The organism is Zwartia hollandica (assembly GCF_019923725.1).
GTDB lineage: Bacteria > Pseudomonadota > Gammaproteobacteria > Burkholderiales > Burkholderiaceae_B > Zwartia > Zwartia hollandica.
The window spans coordinates 402,885-419,151 of the sequence record NZ_JAHXRI010000006.1 but is presented as its reverse complement, the minus strand read 5'-3'; the positions used below and the strand labels follow the sequence as shown (position 1 = coordinate 419,151).

The window sequence follows — 16,267 nt, the reverse complement described above, 5'->3', positions numbered from 1 at the left end:
TCGCCTGCACCTTACAATACCGACATTGTAAGGGTACTTAACGAGCCTGGAATGCGCCGCGCTGATGTAATTGACCTGATATTGATTGCCGCGATCTGGGGAAGCTCGTTCTTGTTTATCCGCATGGCGGTACCGGATTTTGGGCCGATCGCCCTGTCTGGCCTGCGCACGCTTGCAGGCGGACTCCTTCTGCTGCCTTTGTTGTTTTTTCAAGGCAAACTTGGTCTGCTACGTGCGCACTGGGGTGCCATCGTGGTGGTGGGGATGTTTAATTCGGCCATCCCCTTCGTGCTGTTTAACTACGCCACGATAAGCATCCCTTCGGGCACGATGTCGATCATCAACGCCCTAACTCCGCTCTGGGGTGCTGCAGTGGCTTGGCTCTGGCTCAAAGACGTATTGCCGCCGGCCCGATTACTCGGCTTGATCGTTGGCTTTACCGGGATCGTTGTACTGGTCTGGGACAAGCTGTCTTTGGGCGCAGCGGGATCTTTGCTTGCTGTGTTAGCAGGTGTTGCCGCTCCCTCGTTCTACGGCGTCGCGGCAAGCTACACAAAGAAGTATCTGATGGGTGCGGACCCGATCGCGGCAGCGACTGGATCCCTAATCGCGGCGGGCATCGCCCTGCTGCCTCTGACTTGGTATGCCTGGCCGCAAGAACCTATCAGCACAAGAGCCTGGGGAGCGTTGCTTGCACTGGTCGTGTTGTGTACGTCGTTAGCCTACGTGATGTATTACCGGCTCTTGATGCGCATCGGGCCGTCTAAGGCACTGACGTGTTCGTTTTTGATCCCGGTATTCGGTGTACTGTGGGGCTGGTTATGGCTCGACGAAGAAGTCACGCTTAACGTGGTGCTAGGTGGCGGCGTGATTTTGCTGGGGACCGCGCTTGCAACGGGACTGGTGGGTGGCAAGAAAGCTGTAGCCTAGACGCACCCTCGCGTCAAGAGTCTAGCAATGTTCAGTTGCAATTTCATGCCTGTGGTATTTGCATAGCTCGACCGCAAAAACTATTGAAACGTCTTCTTTGTTGGCGCAGACTGTGTTTGTTCCACCAACGTTCACACGCAGTCGCCCCACCTTGAATTGCACCACCGACATGATCAATACTCTCAAACCCCTGCAGTTAAACGCGAGCTAGGCGAGATGTCGCTTAATCATCCTCATTTGCGTTGGTACGACGGTAATGCCGTAAGCTTGCTCGAAAACGGGCAAGAGCTTTTTCCGGCGCTATGCGAGGCGTTTGATGCGGCGCATACCAGCATCCATCTAGAGACGTATATTTTTCGGCTCGACGCTGCAGGATTAAAGGTGCTCGATCATTTAAAGCGAGCAGCCGAGCGCGGGGTGAAAGTGCGGGTGGTACTCGACGGGTACGGCAGCACGCGCGACGATCGCACCATTCAATCACTCTTGCGTGCCGTTGGTGCACAGTGCCGGATCTACCGGCCTGAACCACAGTATTTGAGTTATCAGTCCTTTGATTTTTTGCGGCTGCGCCGCATGCATCGCAAGACAACTCTTGTGGATAGTCATCTCGCCTTTATTGGTGGCATCAATATCGAGGATGATTACTCTGGCTTGTCTGAGGAAGAGCTGGCCACAAGTCGAGAACCGAAGGAGCCGCGTTTTGACTATGCCGTGCGACTAACGGGCCCGCTTGCAATCGAACTGATGCGCGCCCAAGATTTGCTCTGGCTGCAAATTGGCTGGCCCTTGTCTAACGAGGCCCTATACGACGATACGTCAATCAAAGCGCCGGTCACACTTAAACAGTGGAAGCACCGACACGTGCGCCGCTTACGACTGAGGCTGCTGCGCTTTAAACACGCAGCATACGCACGCAACCGGCCGCCCCATGCACACGCCGGGACGATGCGCGCAGCGCTGGTATTGCGCGACAACCTGCGGTACCGCCGTACGATCGAAGCCGCCTACTTTGCGCATATTGCAAATGCACGTCATGAGATCGTGATCGCCAACGCATACTTTTTGCCCGGCATGAAACTACGGCATGCGTTGATCGACGCGGCAGGGCGCGGCGTGCGCGTGCGGCTGCTGTTGCAAGGCAAGATTGAATACCGCATGCAGTACCACGCAACGCGCTGGATTTATCAGCAGTTTTTAAAGCACGGCATTGAGATTTATGAATACTTGCCAAGCTATCTGCACGCCAAGGTCGCGGTGATTGATGGGGTATCAGTCGTGGGCTCGTCTAATCTGGATCCATTTAGTTTGTTGCTCGCGCGCGAGACAAACATTGTGGTGGACGATGCCGGGTTTACTTCCACCTTGACGCACTCTCTTGAAAGAGCCTTTGCGCAAGGCAGCCAGATTGTTGAGCCCTCGCTCTATCACGAGCGCTCATTATTCGCACGCGCGCTTGACGCTTGTGCCTATATGTTGCTGCGTGTTGGTGTGGCGCTCTCTGGCAAAGGTGCGCAGTATTAGTTTGATGCCGTTACGGCAACTCTAGCTCAGCAAGGATCGGGGCATGATCTGACAACTGAGACCAGGGCCGCCCCCGCAACACCTTAGCGCTACGCACAGCAAAGCCGCGCTGATAAATACGGTCGAGTCTGAGCCAGGGAAAGGCCGACGGAAAGGTACGTGGTGGTGGCAGCGGGCTTTGTGCGCCCTGCGTTGAGAGCTGATTCATCCGCACGTGTTGACGACGAAAAATACCTGCACGGATTTCCTCGGCGGAATCACCACGCCATACACCACGCAGTTGATGCATGGACTCTTTAAACCGGGGCAAGACACCTTGTGTGCGCGGCGCATGTGCAAAGACTTCGTACACACCAAGCTGCTCCACAAAGAGGGGTGCGAGCCTATCTTTCCAGTCGTTAAAGTCGCCGGCGATCAGCATGGGTGCGCCGTCAGGCACCATGCGTTTGATGCGCTCGGCCATCACTTCAATCTGCCGAGTTCGGCCCCCTGCAAACAAGCCAAGGTGTACGACAAAGCAATGGACTTCGCGCCCACCGACATCGATCACACCGTGCAGCAGTCCGCGTTGTTCTAGCTTGTGGTCAGAGATATCCTGATTCTCGTAGTTAAGAATCGGGTGATTTGAAAGTAAGGCATTGCCATGATCAGTTTTGCTACGGACCGCATTACACCCGTACGCGCAGTCCATCCGCAAGGCGGCAGCAAGGGATTCATGCTGAGCGGTAAGGCGTGCATATTGATCGTTACGGCCCTGTACTTCTTGCAAGAACAGGACATCTGGTCGCAAGCCGTGAAGCCCCAAACGCAGCGCACCCATCGAATCGCGTCCGGCGAGCGAACGTCCTTTGTGAATGTTATAGCTGACGACACGAAGGAGTGACATGGGGGTCAGGGCGAATCATCAGATCCGCCCTGCCTGTGTGCTTAAGGCTGTTTGATTTCCGCTTGACGCAAACGGATATGCAGTTCGCGCAATTGCTTTTCGTCGACAGGCGAAGGCGCCTGAGTCAGCAAGCACTGCGCACGCTGTGTCTTAGGGAAGGCAATCACGTCACGGATCGATTCAGCACCGGTCATCATTGTGACAATACGATCGAGACCGAAGGCGATACCACCGTGAGGAGGCGCGCCGTACTGCAGGGCATCCAGCAAGAAACCAAACTTGAGTTGGGCTTCTTCTGCATCGATTTTGAGAGCGCGGAAAACTTTGCTCTGAACTTCTTCGCGATGGATACGCACAGAACCGCCACCGATTTCCCAACCGTTCAAGACCATGTCGTAGGCTTTTGCAATCGCCTTCGAGGGGTCTGTCCCGAGCAGGTCTTCGTGACCATCTTTGGGGCTGGTGAAGGGGTGGTGTGCTGCCACGTAACGATCGGCTTCCTCGTCGTACTCGAACATGGGGAAGTCAACGACCCACAAAGGCTTCCAAACATTATCAAACAAACCATTGGCACGACCGAAGTCGCTATGGCCGATTTTGACGCGCAAGGCGCCAATCGCATCATTCACAACTTTGGCCCGATCCGCACCAAAGAAAATCAGATCGCCGTCTTGCGCACCGGTACGTTTGATCATCTCTGCCAACGCAGCATCGTGCAAGTTCTTGACGATGGGCGATTGCAAACCATCACGACCCTTGGCGACTTCGTTGACTTTGATCCAGGCCAAACCTTTCGCACCATAGATCGCGACAAACTTGGTGTAGTTGTCGATTTCGCTACGCGAGATCGAACCACCAGCAGGCACACGCAAGGCCACGACACGGCTGCCTTCAGTCGTGGCAGCTTGTGCAAAGACTTTGAAGTCGACGTCTTTCATCACGTCGGTCAGGTCCGTGAATTCAAGCTTGACGCGCAGGTCCGGCTTGTCGGAACCATACAGACGCATGGCTTCGCTGTAGGGCATGATTGGGAAGGTCTCAGCCAGATCAACGTTTTGTACGGCCTTAAACACGTGACGAATCATCGATTCGAAAATCGCACGGATTTCAGTTTCGTTCAGGAACGATGTTTCGCAATCGATCTGGGTGAATTCAGGCTGGCGATCGGCACGCAAGTCTTCGTCGCGGAAGCACTTGGTGATCTGGTAGTAACGATCAAAGCCCGACACCATCAACATCTGTTTGAACAACTGGGGTGACTGGGGCAAAGCAAAGAACTCACCGGCATTGACGCGTGAGGGCACGAGGTAATCACGCGCACCTTCTGGCGTGCTCTTGGTCAGCATCGGAGTTTCAATATCAATGAAGCCAAGGTCATCAAGAAACTTACGCACTTCGATTGAGACGCGATAACGCAACATCATATTGCGCTGCATCTGGCCACGGCGCAGATCGAGCACGCGGTGTGTCAGGCGTGTCGTCTCGGACAAGTTCTCGTCGTCGAGCTGGAACGGAGGCGTGACCGAAGGGTTCAAGATCTCAACTTCGCGGCAGAGGATCTCAATCTCACCCGAGGCGAGATCGGAATTCGTGGTGCCGGCTGGGCGCTCGCGCACCAGACCTGTCACGCGGATACAAAATTCGTTACGCAAGCGCTCGGCGATTGCAAAGCCTTCTGCATTATCTGGATCGAACACGATCTGCGCCAGCCCTGCGCGATCGCGCATGTCGATAAAAATTACGCCGCCATGATCGCGACGACGATGTACCCAGCCAAAGAGGGTAACGGTTTGACCGAGATGGTCACGACAAACCTGGCCGGTGTAGCAGGTACGCATGCAAACTCCAAAAGATCGAACGAGACAGATCTAACAAAAATTAATCGGATACTGAGACTTCAACAAACTTATTGCTTAGGGATGGCTGGCGCCACAACACCCATGGAAACAATGTACTTCAGCGCGGCATCAACCGACATGTTGAGCGGTTTGATATCGCTGCGCGGGACGATCAATAAAAATCCTGCTGTTGGGTTTGGCGTCGTAGGCACGAACACACTCACATGCTCGCCCGCCAAATGGTCGGCAACCTCGCCGCTTGAGGTGCCCGTCATAAAACCGATGGACCAGCAACCTGCGCGCGGGTACTCCACCAACACGGCCTGACGAAACGCCTGCCCGTTGGGCGCCAACAAGGTGTCACTAACCTGCTTGACCGAGTTGTAAATCGAGCGCACGAGAGGGATGCGACCAAGGATGGCTTCCCACAACCGCAAAATACTACGTCCCAGAAAGTTCGCGACCAAAATCCCGGTGACAAACAGCACGACCAAGACGACGACTACGCGAAAGCCTGGAATATCGCGCCCAAACAGCGCTTGGGGTGACAAGAAACTAGGCACCACGCTTTCAAGCGTATTGACCAACACGCTCAGCACCCAAACTGTAATGACCACAGGCGCCCAAACGAGCAGTCCTGCGATGAAGTATGTTTTAAAGGCGCGCATGATATGGGGTGCGTTCTGGCTTAGGACGCGCTGCTACTCGAACCGGAGCTCGAGGGACTGGAGGGAGCGGGTGTGCTGCTGGGGGCCGCGGGCGCGTTCACAGTGCTTTGGGCACTCGTTGAGGCCGTGCTTGAGCTACTTTCGGGCGCAGCACTTGAACCCGACTCCGACGTCGACCCCGCACTGGCGCTCTCGCTTCCCGCGGGTTTAGCGTCTGCAGCGGTGGTGCCGGGTGCAACCTCGGCTGTTTTAGCGCCGCCGCTGCTGTTGTTACGAAAATCGGTGACATACCAGCCCGAGCCTTTAAGCTGAAAACCCGCAGCCGTGACCTGCTTGGCGTAGGTCTCTTGGTTGCACTGGGGACAGACGGTTAAAGGCTTGTCGGAAATCTTTCGGAGCACGTCCTCGGCATGGCCACAGGCGGTGCATTTGTAAGCGTAGATTGGCACGGTCTTCTTTGAAGCAGAGAATTCGAGGGAAAGCTTTGTATTTTAACGGCTTTTTGGCTTATCCCTTGGTCTGATGCGGCCTGTAAAGCAAGATGATTGGCTCGAGCTAAACATTATTGAGCCAAAGGCCTGCCAAATTGCTCGGCAGGCCCTGTTGTGGTGCTTTTGCGGTGCTGTTGTAGTGATTAAGACGCTTTGTCAGCGTCCTTTTTGTGAGGAATCGCCTCGACCCCCGCCCAGCCCTCGAACAGACGAATCATGTTGGTGAAGTCAGCATCGGGGCCAAACTGAGCCTTACTCATGTTCAACACCTGCCCGACCGCATTACCGATAAAGAGCGGCACGCCTAAATGCTCGGCCTCCTCCAGACAAAGGCGCGCATCCTTATAAGACAACGCATTCGAAAAACCGAAATCAAAGGTACGCGGCAAAATGTGTTTCGGCACTTTGTCTTGCATCGCGCCGCTGCGACCGCTACTGACGCTGATGATTTCCATCATGGTCTGCGGGTCAACGCCGGCTTTGGCACCGAGCACCAGCATCTCGCAACTAATGGCCATACACGCGACAGACGCAAGGTTGTTGGCGACCTTAATCATTTGGGCTTGGCCAGGCTTATCGCCACACAACAACACACGACCCAGCTCTTTCATCACGGGCTCAAGTTCCGCGCGTGCGGCAGCGGGGCCTGCGATCATGAGCGAGAGCGTGCCTTTTTCTGCACCGGCCACACCACCGCTCACGGGACAATCCACCATCATGATGGGGCGCGTCGCAGAAGCCAAGGCCTGATTGACCTCGGCAGACATCTTGGGGCCAGTTGTCGACAAGTCCACAAAGATTTTGGTGCGCTTGCCGTGCACGACGCCATCCGCACCGACCGCGACTTGTTTCACGATGTTTGGTGTCGGGACGCTTGCAAACACGATGTCTGCCTGATCACCGACCTCACGCGGGTTCTTTACAGCAACTGCACCCGCTTTAACGAGTGCCTCAACGGCAGCAGGCACTGGATCACAAATCGTGACGGCATAGCCTGCGGCGAGCAAGCGCTGTACCATCGGTGCCCCCATACGGCCGACGCCAACAAAGCCAAGAGCAGGTTTAGTCATATCAATCTCCGGTAATGAGTATTTATTGAACTTTAGAAGGTAGCCATGCAATGAGTTCAGGGAATATGAACATGATGGCTACAAAAATCAGAATGATTCCGACAAACGGTAAAGCGCCTGCAGAAATCTCTTTCAACGACACGTTGCCACTGACACCGCGCAAGACAAACAGCACCATCCCGACAGGCGGTGTGATCAAGCCCACCTCAACCATCGTGACCAGATAAATACCAAACCAGATGGGGTCAAGGCCAAGCGCCATCACCACCGGATACGTCACGGGCAAGGTCATCAAAATCATCGAGATCGATTCGACGAACATGCCAAGCACGATGTAAATAAGCGAGATCAGTGCGATCACCATCCAAGGCGACACGTTTGCCTCTTTTATGGATTCGACGAGTGTGCGTGGCACTTTTAGATAATCAAATACCCAACTGAGAATCGCTGCGCCGACAACAATCAGCATGATGAAGGCCGTGACACTTGCGGTCTCGACAGCGGTTTCGTAAAGCATCTTCCAGCTGAAACGTCGGTAGACGACACAAAGAAACGCCGCCATGGCGGCGCCTAAGGCACCGGCCTCAGTGGGTGTGGCGATCCCGGCATACAGCGAACCGAGCACGGCGCCAATCACTGTCAGAAAAGGCAGGATGTTGCCGATCGAGGACATTTTTTCTTGCAAGGTGTAGCGACGTCCGGGCGGTGCTGAGCCTGGGATCGACTTGGACCACACATAGGCGGCCATCATGAACATTCCGGCGAGCAGCAGACCGGGCACAATCCCTGCGATAAACAACACGTTGACAGGCGCACCCACCGCACTGCCGTAAATAATCATGGGGATACTCGGCGGAATCATGATGCCGAGTGTTGCGCCGGCCGCTGTCACCCCGTACGTTAATTTGGGACTATAGCCACGCTTAATCATATCGGGACATGCCACCCGACCGAGCGTCGCAGCTGTCGCAACACTTGACCCAGACACTGCAGCAAAAATTGCAGAAGCACCAACGCTCGCATGCGCCAAGCCGCCTGGTGTGCGTCCAAACCAGCGCACCAACGAATCAAACATACGCCCCGTCACACCGCTTTGCATCAGCAGCGTACTCATCAACACAAACATGGGGACCGCAGTAAGCGTGAAAGAATTCACACTGCTCCATGCGCGCTCAGCGACCGTGAGCAGTTGTGGTTTGGGCAACAACACATACAACCCAATGACGCCAACAACGCCTAACGCGATCGCGATGCGTACGCCAGCCAACATCAGACCCAAAATAGCTAAGGACAATAAACCGCCAATCGCCAGAATAGGTGCGGTACGCGCAAACCAGAACAGCAGTGCCAACCCACCGATCGTCGCAGCCACAGCAAGTGCCATTCGAGCACCACTGACAACACCTATGAGCAAGAGCGTTACGGCACAAATCAACAGCGTGCCCCAATCGAGCCGGGTGCCTTGGATCATCACAAGCTGACGTCCGCATAACAACAGGCCCACGACAAGACCAACGATCAATAGCACGACAAGCCACGAGCGCGCTGCCGTATGCCCAGCACGGATGCCCAAATTCTCACCCAGCAGAGAAAAACCAAACAAGACAAAGCCGATCAGAATCGGGGTCTCAGGCATCCACTGCGGTGTGGAGAGCAGACCCCAATCGCGCGTGCCGTTTACGTATTCGCCGTAGACAAAGATCCCAGTTTGCCAGCAGCTAAACAGCACAAAAAACAATGCAATCCAGTTAGCAAACGCCAGAAAGTCTTGCTGCCGCTTTTCAGAAAGTCGATCAACGACGAGCTCAACGTAAATATGGGCGCGCGCGCGCTGCGCTGCGGCCAAACCCAGAAAGGACACGGCCACCAGCAAGTAGGTCGCAATCTCGGTGACCCAAGTGGTGGGCTCGTTGAGCACGTAGCGAGCAAATACTTCCCAGCAAATGATGCCAGCAATCGCCAACAGCCCCAAGCCGCTGACCATGGCCGAGAATTTACCTGCCTGATCCGCGAACGCGGCAAGCGCCGGACGTTTCGTCCCACTTTGCATGTCTACCCCTCAAATATTTTTGTGTACGTCAAATCTCTTGTTGGATCTGATCGTTTGTGGTGAACTGAATCAACATAACAATAATTCCATTCAACACCCTAGGAGACTCTTCATGCAAGTGAAAAATGTATTCAGAAAGTCCGCCTTAGCTTTCATGCTGCTTTGCGGCGCAGCACAGGCACAAAACTTTGAGTTCAATTTGGCGGTTATCCCCGCTCCGACTGATCCCTACACCGTTGTCGTGCAAACGATCCCTGCACGTATTGCGAAAGCAACCGATGGTCGTGTCAAGATCAATATCAGCGACTCGCTGGTACCCGGCACACAAATCGTCTCGGCCGTGCGTGAAGGACGCGTCGAAATGTCCGCCGGTCTGCATAGCTACCTGACAGCTGAAGAGCCACGTTTCGGAATCTTTAACCTGCCAGGTCTGATCGAAGGCATGGACGACTACAAAAAGGTTGGTGAAGCGTTCTGGTTTGCCGACACACAGAAGATCTGGAAAGATCGCTACAAGTCGATCGTGCTCGCTGAAGGCGCATGGTGTACCCAGGCTCTGTTCTCAAAGACACCTATCCACACGCTCGAAGACTTCCGCAACAAGCGTCTGCGCGTACACAACCCACAAACGGCTGTGTTGATGAACGCGCTTGGTGCCAAGCCTGTGCCACTGGCACTGCCTGAAGTGATGCCATCGCTTGAGCGTGGCGTGATAGACGGTTTGTTTACTTCGTCCTGTTACGGCAACGGTCAGGAATACTGGCGTGTCGCAAAGAACGTGCAGAACTGGAGCTTAGGCCCGATCAACGGTTGGGCAGTGTTGATCAACGAAGATGTCTGGAACAAGTTGCCTGCTGATCTGCAAGCGAAAATGAAAGCTGAAATGTTGCTGGTGCAAAAAGAAGCGCTGGAAACACAAAGCAAGTTCACACAAGCTGCTTATGACAATATGAAGAAGAACGGCGCAATCTTGTGGGATGCCCCACCAGCCGAACGCGCACGCTTGTTTGACCAGAAGTTTGTGAAACCCACGTATGACGCTTGGCTTGCACGGGCCAAAGAAGTCGGCTTTGATGGCAATGCCTTCTTAGCTCGCGTGAGGTCAACACTAGGTCGCAACTAAGACGTTAGTAAGTCAGAAGTAAAAACCGCGCGGGTGCAGTTCACACCACCCGCGCGGTTTTTTTATGTCTGACCGCCGAAACTGATGACTTAGATTCCCAACGCTGACAAGTTCGGACGCTTTAAGTGCCAGTCCGTTGCGTTTTGGAAGGCCATGCCAATGCGCACCATGTTTGCATCATCAAACGGTTTACCCAACAGCTGCATACCAAGTGGCATACCATTATCAGCAAAACCGGCCGGCAACGAAATGCCAGCGGTGCCCATGTAGTTGCCTGCGCTCGTAAAGGCGGCAAGCGGGGTCTTTGACTCATCAACTTCGGTCAGCGGTATTGCGCCCATCGGTGCGCAAGGCGATAAGAGCGCATCAATGTTGCTCATCCAGTCAGTCCACATCGCAATCGTGCGACGGTGATCGGCCATCGCATCAATATAATCCGCGCCAGAAATTTTGCGCCCTGACTGCACACGCTTGCGCACGAACTCACCAAAGGGCTTGGCCTCGTCATCAATATAAGCACGATGAATGGCATAGGCCTCGGCCGCGATGATCTGGCCGTTACGCAACATCATGTCATGAAAATCGAATGGGAACGGCTTTTCAATAATCGTGGCGCCGAGGTCAACGAGCACGCGACGTGTCTCATCGAGAACACGCAACACGTCGTTGCCGAGCGCGATAGGATACTGTGCAGGCGGGAACATCGCGATACGCGTACCGGCCAAAGGCTTAGGACCGTCAGCGGGTGCTTGCCACTGGAACAAGGGGCGGTTGCATGACGTTGGATCGAGAGGATCTGCACCCGCCATGAGCTCGGTCAGGATTGCGGAGTCGCGCATGTCGCGCGTCATCGGACCAATGGAATCCAGTGTGCCTGACAACGCGAGCGCGCCGTGCAAACTGATCAAGCCACGCGTTGTCTTTAAGCCGGTAATGCCGTTCAGCGATGCGGGGATACGTACCGAACCGCCGGTGTCTGAACCCAAGGCTGCCGGGCACAAGGCCGCAGCAACTGCAACACCCGAACCGCTTGAAGAGCCGCCGGGTGTGCGATGGGTATTGAGATCCCAGGGGTTCCAGGGTGTACCCATGACAGGGTTAGTGCCCCAGCCGCCAAAAGCGAACTCAACCATGTGTGTCTTGCCCAGGTTCACCATCCCGGCGCGCAGCAGACGTTCGGCTGCGGTGCAGGTTGTGGGGCTGCGACGCGCCACCCAGTCTTGCGAGCCGCCTGTTGTGATCTGCCCTTCGACATCGCATAGATCTTTCAAGGCAATCGGCACGCCATCGACCACGCTCAGGCTGTAGCCTGCAGCGCGGCGCTGATCGGCAGCACGCGCCTGTGCGATCGTGCTGTCTTCATCTACCAGCACATAGGCGTGCAGTTTTTTATTGGCTTTGCTAATACGGGTCAAATACTCACGCGCGAGTTCTTCTGAACTATATTTTTTTGCGCGTAAGCCTTGGGCTAATTGCGTGAGTGTAGAAAAAGCAAGATCTGACATGCGAACTCCGATATCAAAGCAAGAAGAAGGTGGCTGCAATCAACGTAGGGATCAAAGCCGCTAAAAAGAGGGGGCCTGCCGAAATAGACTCATTGGGGAAACTTGGTTTCAAAATCGAATAACCCGCTGGGTTCGGCGCGTTGGCGATCACCGTTAAGCCACCACCAGTCACAGCACCCGCTACCAACATATAGCGCCAAGCCTCTGAGGTGCCTTCTACCAAGGATCCAAGGTAGGTCAGTGCCGCGTTATCTGTAATGGCGGTGAGTGCAGTCGCCCCCCAGAACAAGACAACGGGTGAGAGACTGCCCAACAAATCCTGCAGCCACCACTTCTGCAAACCACCCAGCATCACGAGACCGGCCAGAAAAAAACCGACCATTAGGCCTTCTTTAATCATCAAGCGCGACTGATAGCGTTTGTAGGCTTCGCAAAACCCGATGAACAAAATCAACAGCCCCATAAAAATTCCAGGGTGATGGGCAAACACAACAATGCCAATCAAGAACAAGACGTGGATCAAGGATGTGATCATGGGAACGCGTGAAGGACCGTCTTCTGTCACGCCGTGGTGGGTTTCCACTTCGCCACTCAAGAGCACCTTGCGATTAATGATCGTCAGGATCAGCGCATTGATCGCGACCGCTGCGGCAGCACGCCAACCAAAATGGGTCAGCATGTACATTGAATCCCAGCCAAAGGTCTGAGCAACCATCAGCACAGGTGGTGCAGCATAAGCACTGAGCACGCCGCCGATAGAAACGTTGACGAAGAGCACACCAAGCGCCATGTACTTAAAGCCGGTGTGGCCAGGGCGTTTGAAGTAACCATCACGCAACAATAAAGCTGCCAGGGTCATTGCAGCAGGCTCAGTAATCAGAGACCCTGCAAGAGGCACAAAAGTAAGCACAACAAAGAAGGTGGCGAGTTGGCGTTGGACCGGAATCATCCGGGCAAGGCCGCGCACAAGGACATTGACCAACTCAATAATGGGGCGGCTTGCAGCAACCACCATGATGGCGAATACAAACAAGGGCTCGGTAAAGTTGCGCGTGTCAACATACTCGATCATGGTCGTCGTGCCAGCCATCATGGCCATCACCACGATGAGCACAAAGGCCCAGACGCCGAAGACAGCCTCGACTTCAGCCAAAAAATGCCAGAGCCCTGCGTGGGGCCCATTCTTGTGTGCAAGTTTTGCAAACACTGGCACCGCAAAGGTATGCACAACGGCGATCGCAAAAAGAACGGTTGCGATAATTTGAACGGAGTGGGGAATATTCATGAAATGGTCTCGATATACCTTTGATCGTGATGACTATACCGTAGGAGGCTCCGAAATCACAGTCTATTGTTGGGTCGTTTCCGGATGTAAGGATTGACATCAATTTGTTTCTGGTTGATGCTGTCGCCCATGTCTTCACGCACACTCCTTGTTCAGCCCCTGACTCAGCAGGCTTTTGCTCCCTACGGCGATGTTTTGGGTGGCGAGGTCGCCAGCGGCTTATTCATCAACGGTGGCACCAGCGAAAAAATCGCCTTAGGCGACCCAGCCCTGACGGGCCAAGATGGCGAGCCTTCTTTAAACCTCTACCGGGCGCGTGCCAACCCACTCCCTTTTACGGCGGTGGAACTTGAACGGCACTGCATCGGCAGCCAATCGTTTATCCCGCTGGCGGGTGTGCCTTTTGTGGTGATTGTGGCGCTCGGTGATCCGAGCACGGACGGCAAGACACCGCTCGAAAGTTCGATCGCCGCATTCTGGATAGATGGCTCGTGCGGCGTCACCTTCAAGCCAGCGACATGGCATCATCCCCTGTTATCGCAGCGCGATGGGGACTATGTGGTGCTCGAGCGGCGCGGGTCGCTCGTGGACTGCGAAATCCAATCGTTGAAGCAGCCCGTCGAAGTGCGGCGCGCTTAGCGCAAACGATCGCACTCAGCGCGATCAGCGCGCCTGGGCCAGAATCATCTGTGCGGCTTTCTCGGCAATGACCATCGTCGGTGAGTTGGTGTTGCCCGAGGTAATCGTTGGCATGATCGACGCATCGGCCACGCGCAAGCCCTGAATCCCGTGCACACGCAGGCTCGCATCGACCACTGCCATCGGGTCTTGTCCCATCTTGCAGGTGCCAACCGGATGAAAAATCGTTGTGCCGATTTCACCCGCGGCTTTCGCGAGCGCTTCTTCGGTGTCCTCGGTAATGCCCGGCTTAATCTCTTGGGGCTTAAAACGCGCGAGCGCTGACTGACCGACGATGCGGCGTGTCAGTCGAATACTGTCGGCGGCGACATGACGATCTTCGGGTGTCGACAAATAATTCGCAAGGATCTCAGGGTGCTGCGCAGTATCAGGCGAAGTAATGTTGACATGTCCACGGCTAGTTGGTCGCACATTACAAATCGACGCGGTAAAGGCAGGGAAGCTATGCAGGGGCTCACCAAAGCGCTCAAGCGACAAAGGCTGCACGTGATATTCCACATTGGCACGGGTCTGTTCAGGACCAGACTTTGCAAAGACGCCTAACTGCGAGGGCGCCATGCTCATGGGGCCACGGCGTGTGAGCATGTATTCCAGCCCGATCATCGCCTTGCCCCACAAGGAATTCGCAAGCGTGTTCAGGGTGCGCGCACCTTGCACGCGATAAATCATGCGCAGCTGTAAGTGGTCTTGCAAGTTTTGGCCTACGCCTTCGAGCGCATGCACTACAGGAATGCCAAACGATCCCAACAGGCCTGCGGGGCCAACACCAGACGCCTGCAACAATTGTGGCGTGCCTACTGCACCCGCTGCCATCACGACCTCGCGATGTGCACGCGCCATATGCTGTTCACCGTCTTTGAGAAAGCGCACGCCTGTACAACGTGTACCCTCAAATTCAAGCTTGGTCGTGCGCGCACCCGTCAGTACCGTCAAGTTTGTACGGTGCTTAATAGGTCGCAAAAATGCCTTCGACGCATTCCAGCGCCAGCCGGAGCGTTGATTCACCTCAAAGTAACTCGCGCCCTCGTTATCACCGCGGTTGAAATCCGTAGTGGACGGGATACCTGCCTGGTTGGCTGCATCGCGAAACGCATCCAGGATCTCCCACGATAAGCGTGCGGGCTCGACACGCCACTCGCCGCCCGCACCATGAAACTCACTTTCACCACCGTGATGGTTTTCCATGCCCTTGTAGAGCGGCAAGAGATCTTTCCAGCCCCACCCAGGATTGCCAAGCGCTGCCCAACCGTCGTAGTCCGCGCTTTGGCCGCGCATATAAATCATGCCATTGATCGAGGAACAACCACCCAGCACGCGACCACGCGGATAACCGAGCTCACGTCCATTCAATCCGGGATCCGCCTTAGTGCGGTAACACCAATCGGTACGCGGGTTGCCGATACAGTACAAATAGCCAACGGGAATATGGATCCAGTGCCAATCATCCTTGCCGCCCGCCTCAAGCAACAACACGCGGTTCTTGGGATCGGCGGACAAGCGATTAGCCAGTACACAGCCAGCCGAACCTGCACCAACAATGACGTAATCAAAGTCGAGTGAATGAGGTGTTGTCATGATGTTGTCTGCTCTTATCTATTTTTTATAAACCGCTTGCATGTAAATATCGCACAAGACTTGCATCCCTGCCTGATCTTCTGCATCAAACCTTGCGGGAATGGGGCTGTCGAGATCCCACACACCAATGAGCTGCTCGTTGCGCGAAAGAGGAATCACCAGCTCGGACCGAGAGGCTACATCACAGGCGATATGTCCAGGAAATGCATGGACGTCTGCCACGCATTGCGCCTGACGGGTTGTCGCCGCCGCGCCACAAACACCTTTGTTAAGCGGAATACGCAAACAGGCGGGCTTGCCTTGAAACGGGCCGAGTACAAGCTCAGTCCCATCATAAAAATAAAAGCCAGCCCAATTCAAATCACTGATTGCATGCATGACGAGCGCGGCCATGTTTGCCGCGTTGGCGATGCGGTCTGTCTCGCCTTCCATTAGGGCACGTGCCTGGTGGGCTAATTCGCGATACTGCTCTGCCTTAGGCAAATGCGCTAACGATGCGGTGACAAACATATCGGGGCCAGGATCAAAAGGAGTTGAGCGGCATTTTAGCGAAGCGCCTTAAGCAAAGGCGCGTTGACAGCAACAGAATAAGGGTTGGACAGTTTGTGTTTAGAAGGCCATAATAT

14 protein-coding genes and 1 pseudogene are annotated in these 16,267 nt (G+C 54.8%); 5 read left to right on the top strand and 10 right to left on the bottom strand.

Translation table 11 applies throughout. From position 1 onward, the window contains the following. The first annotated feature begins 51 nt into the window (after positions 1–51). Both KZZ10_RS05335 and clsB read left to right on the top strand, forming a co-directional pair. On the top strand, positions 52–930 hold the full coding sequence (locus tag KZZ10_RS05335; protein ID WP_259660456.1) for a DMT family transporter: 879 nt from the start codon (positions 52–54) through the stop codon (positions 928–930). A 216-nt stretch (positions 931–1,146) separates the two neighbouring features. Then, a complete protein-coding gene (gene clsB, locus KZZ10_RS05330) occupies positions 1,147–2,451 on the top strand; it encodes a cardiolipin synthase ClsB (RefSeq protein ID WP_259660455.1) in 1,305 nt (434 codons plus the stop codon). Positions 2,452–2,461: 10 nt separating this feature from the next. Here the strand turns inward: clsB and KZZ10_RS05325 are convergent, their stop codons facing one another. From KZZ10_RS05325 to KZZ10_RS05315, 3 genes are all read right to left on the bottom strand, one after another. Beyond that, complete coding sequence (locus KZZ10_RS05325) at positions 2,462–3,337, bottom strand: endonuclease/exonuclease/phosphatase family protein (protein ID WP_259660454.1); 876 nt, start codon at positions 3,335–3,337, stop codon at positions 2,462–2,464. Positions 3,338–3,378: 41 nt separating this feature from the next. Further along, on the bottom strand, positions 3,379–5,175 hold the full coding sequence (gene aspS / locus KZZ10_RS05320) for an aspartate--tRNA ligase (RefSeq protein ID WP_259660453.1): 1,797 nt from the start codon (positions 5,173–5,175) through the stop codon (positions 3,379–3,381). A 68-nt stretch (positions 5,176–5,243) separates the two neighbouring features. Next, the gene (locus tag KZZ10_RS05315; protein WP_259660452.1) at positions 5,244–5,843 is read right to left on the bottom strand and encodes a DUF502 domain-containing protein; all 600 of its coding nucleotides are present in this window, start codon (positions 5,841–5,843) and stop codon (positions 5,244–5,246) included. 72 nt (positions 5,844–5,915) lie between these two features. Here KZZ10_RS05315 and KZZ10_RS15430 point away from each other — a divergent pair, with 72 nt between their 5' ends. Continuing rightward, entirely contained in the window at positions 5,916–6,155 is a 240-nt protein-coding gene (locus KZZ10_RS15430; protein WP_311133548.1) for a hypothetical protein, read from the top strand. 29 nt (positions 6,156–6,184) lie between these two features. Here KZZ10_RS15430 and KZZ10_RS15425 read toward each other — a convergent pair. The 3 genes and pseudogenes from KZZ10_RS15425 to KZZ10_RS05300 all read right to left on the bottom strand — a co-directional run. Then, a pseudogene (locus KZZ10_RS15425) lies at positions 6,185–6,292 on the bottom strand (FmdB family zinc ribbon protein); the annotation flags it as partial. Positions 6,293–6,477: 185 nt separating this feature from the next. Then, entirely contained in the window at positions 6,478–7,404 is a 927-nt protein-coding gene (locus KZZ10_RS05305; RefSeq protein WP_375372536.1) for an NAD(P)-dependent oxidoreductase, read from the bottom strand. A gap of 22 nt (positions 7,405–7,426) precedes the next feature. After that, positions 7,427–9,454: a TRAP transporter large permease gene (locus tag KZZ10_RS05300; RefSeq protein ID WP_259660449.1), complete on the bottom strand. Its 2,028-nt coding sequence runs from the start codon at positions 9,452–9,454 to the stop codon at positions 7,427–7,429. A 112-nt stretch (positions 9,455–9,566) separates the two neighbouring features. On the opposite strand from KZZ10_RS05300, the gene dctP reads away from it, so the two are divergent. Further along, complete coding sequence (dctP, locus tag KZZ10_RS05295) at positions 9,567–10,577, top strand: TRAP transporter substrate-binding protein DctP (RefSeq protein WP_259660448.1); 1,011 nt, start codon at positions 9,567–9,569, stop codon at positions 10,575–10,577. Between the two features lie 89 nt (positions 10,578–10,666). Here dctP and KZZ10_RS05290 read toward each other — a convergent pair whose 3' ends face one another. After that, positions 10,667–12,082, bottom strand: a complete 1,416-nt coding sequence (locus KZZ10_RS05290; RefSeq protein WP_259660447.1) for an amidase — start codon at positions 12,080–12,082, stop codon at positions 10,667–10,669. Positions 12,083–12,095: 13 nt separating this feature from the next. After that, positions 12,096–13,361, bottom strand: coding sequence for a putative Na+/H+ antiporter (locus tag KZZ10_RS05285; protein ID WP_259661002.1), 1,266 nt, complete (start codon positions 13,359–13,361; stop codon positions 12,096–12,098). A 135-nt stretch (positions 13,362–13,496) separates the two neighbouring features. Between KZZ10_RS05285 and KZZ10_RS05280 the strand changes: the two genes are divergently transcribed. Further along, positions 13,497–14,006 carry an ureidoglycolate lyase gene (locus KZZ10_RS05280; protein ID WP_259660446.1) on the top strand — a complete coding sequence of 170 codons (510 nt, stop codon included), beginning with the start codon at positions 13,497–13,499 and terminating at the stop codon, positions 14,004–14,006. A gap of 24 nt (positions 14,007–14,030) precedes the next feature. On the opposite strand, the gene KZZ10_RS05275 is transcribed toward KZZ10_RS05280, so the two are convergent. Beyond that, on the bottom strand, positions 14,031–15,641 hold the full coding sequence (locus KZZ10_RS05275) for a GMC family oxidoreductase (protein WP_259660445.1): 1,611 nt from the start codon (positions 15,639–15,641) through the stop codon (positions 14,031–14,033). 18 nt (positions 15,642–15,659) lie between these two features. Continuing rightward, on the bottom strand, positions 15,660–16,151 hold the full coding sequence (msrC, locus tag KZZ10_RS05270; RefSeq protein ID WP_259660444.1) for a free L-methionine (R)-S-oxide reductase MsrC: 492 nt from the start codon (positions 16,149–16,151) through the stop codon (positions 15,660–15,662). Between the last annotated feature and the right edge of the window lie 116 nt (positions 16,152–16,267).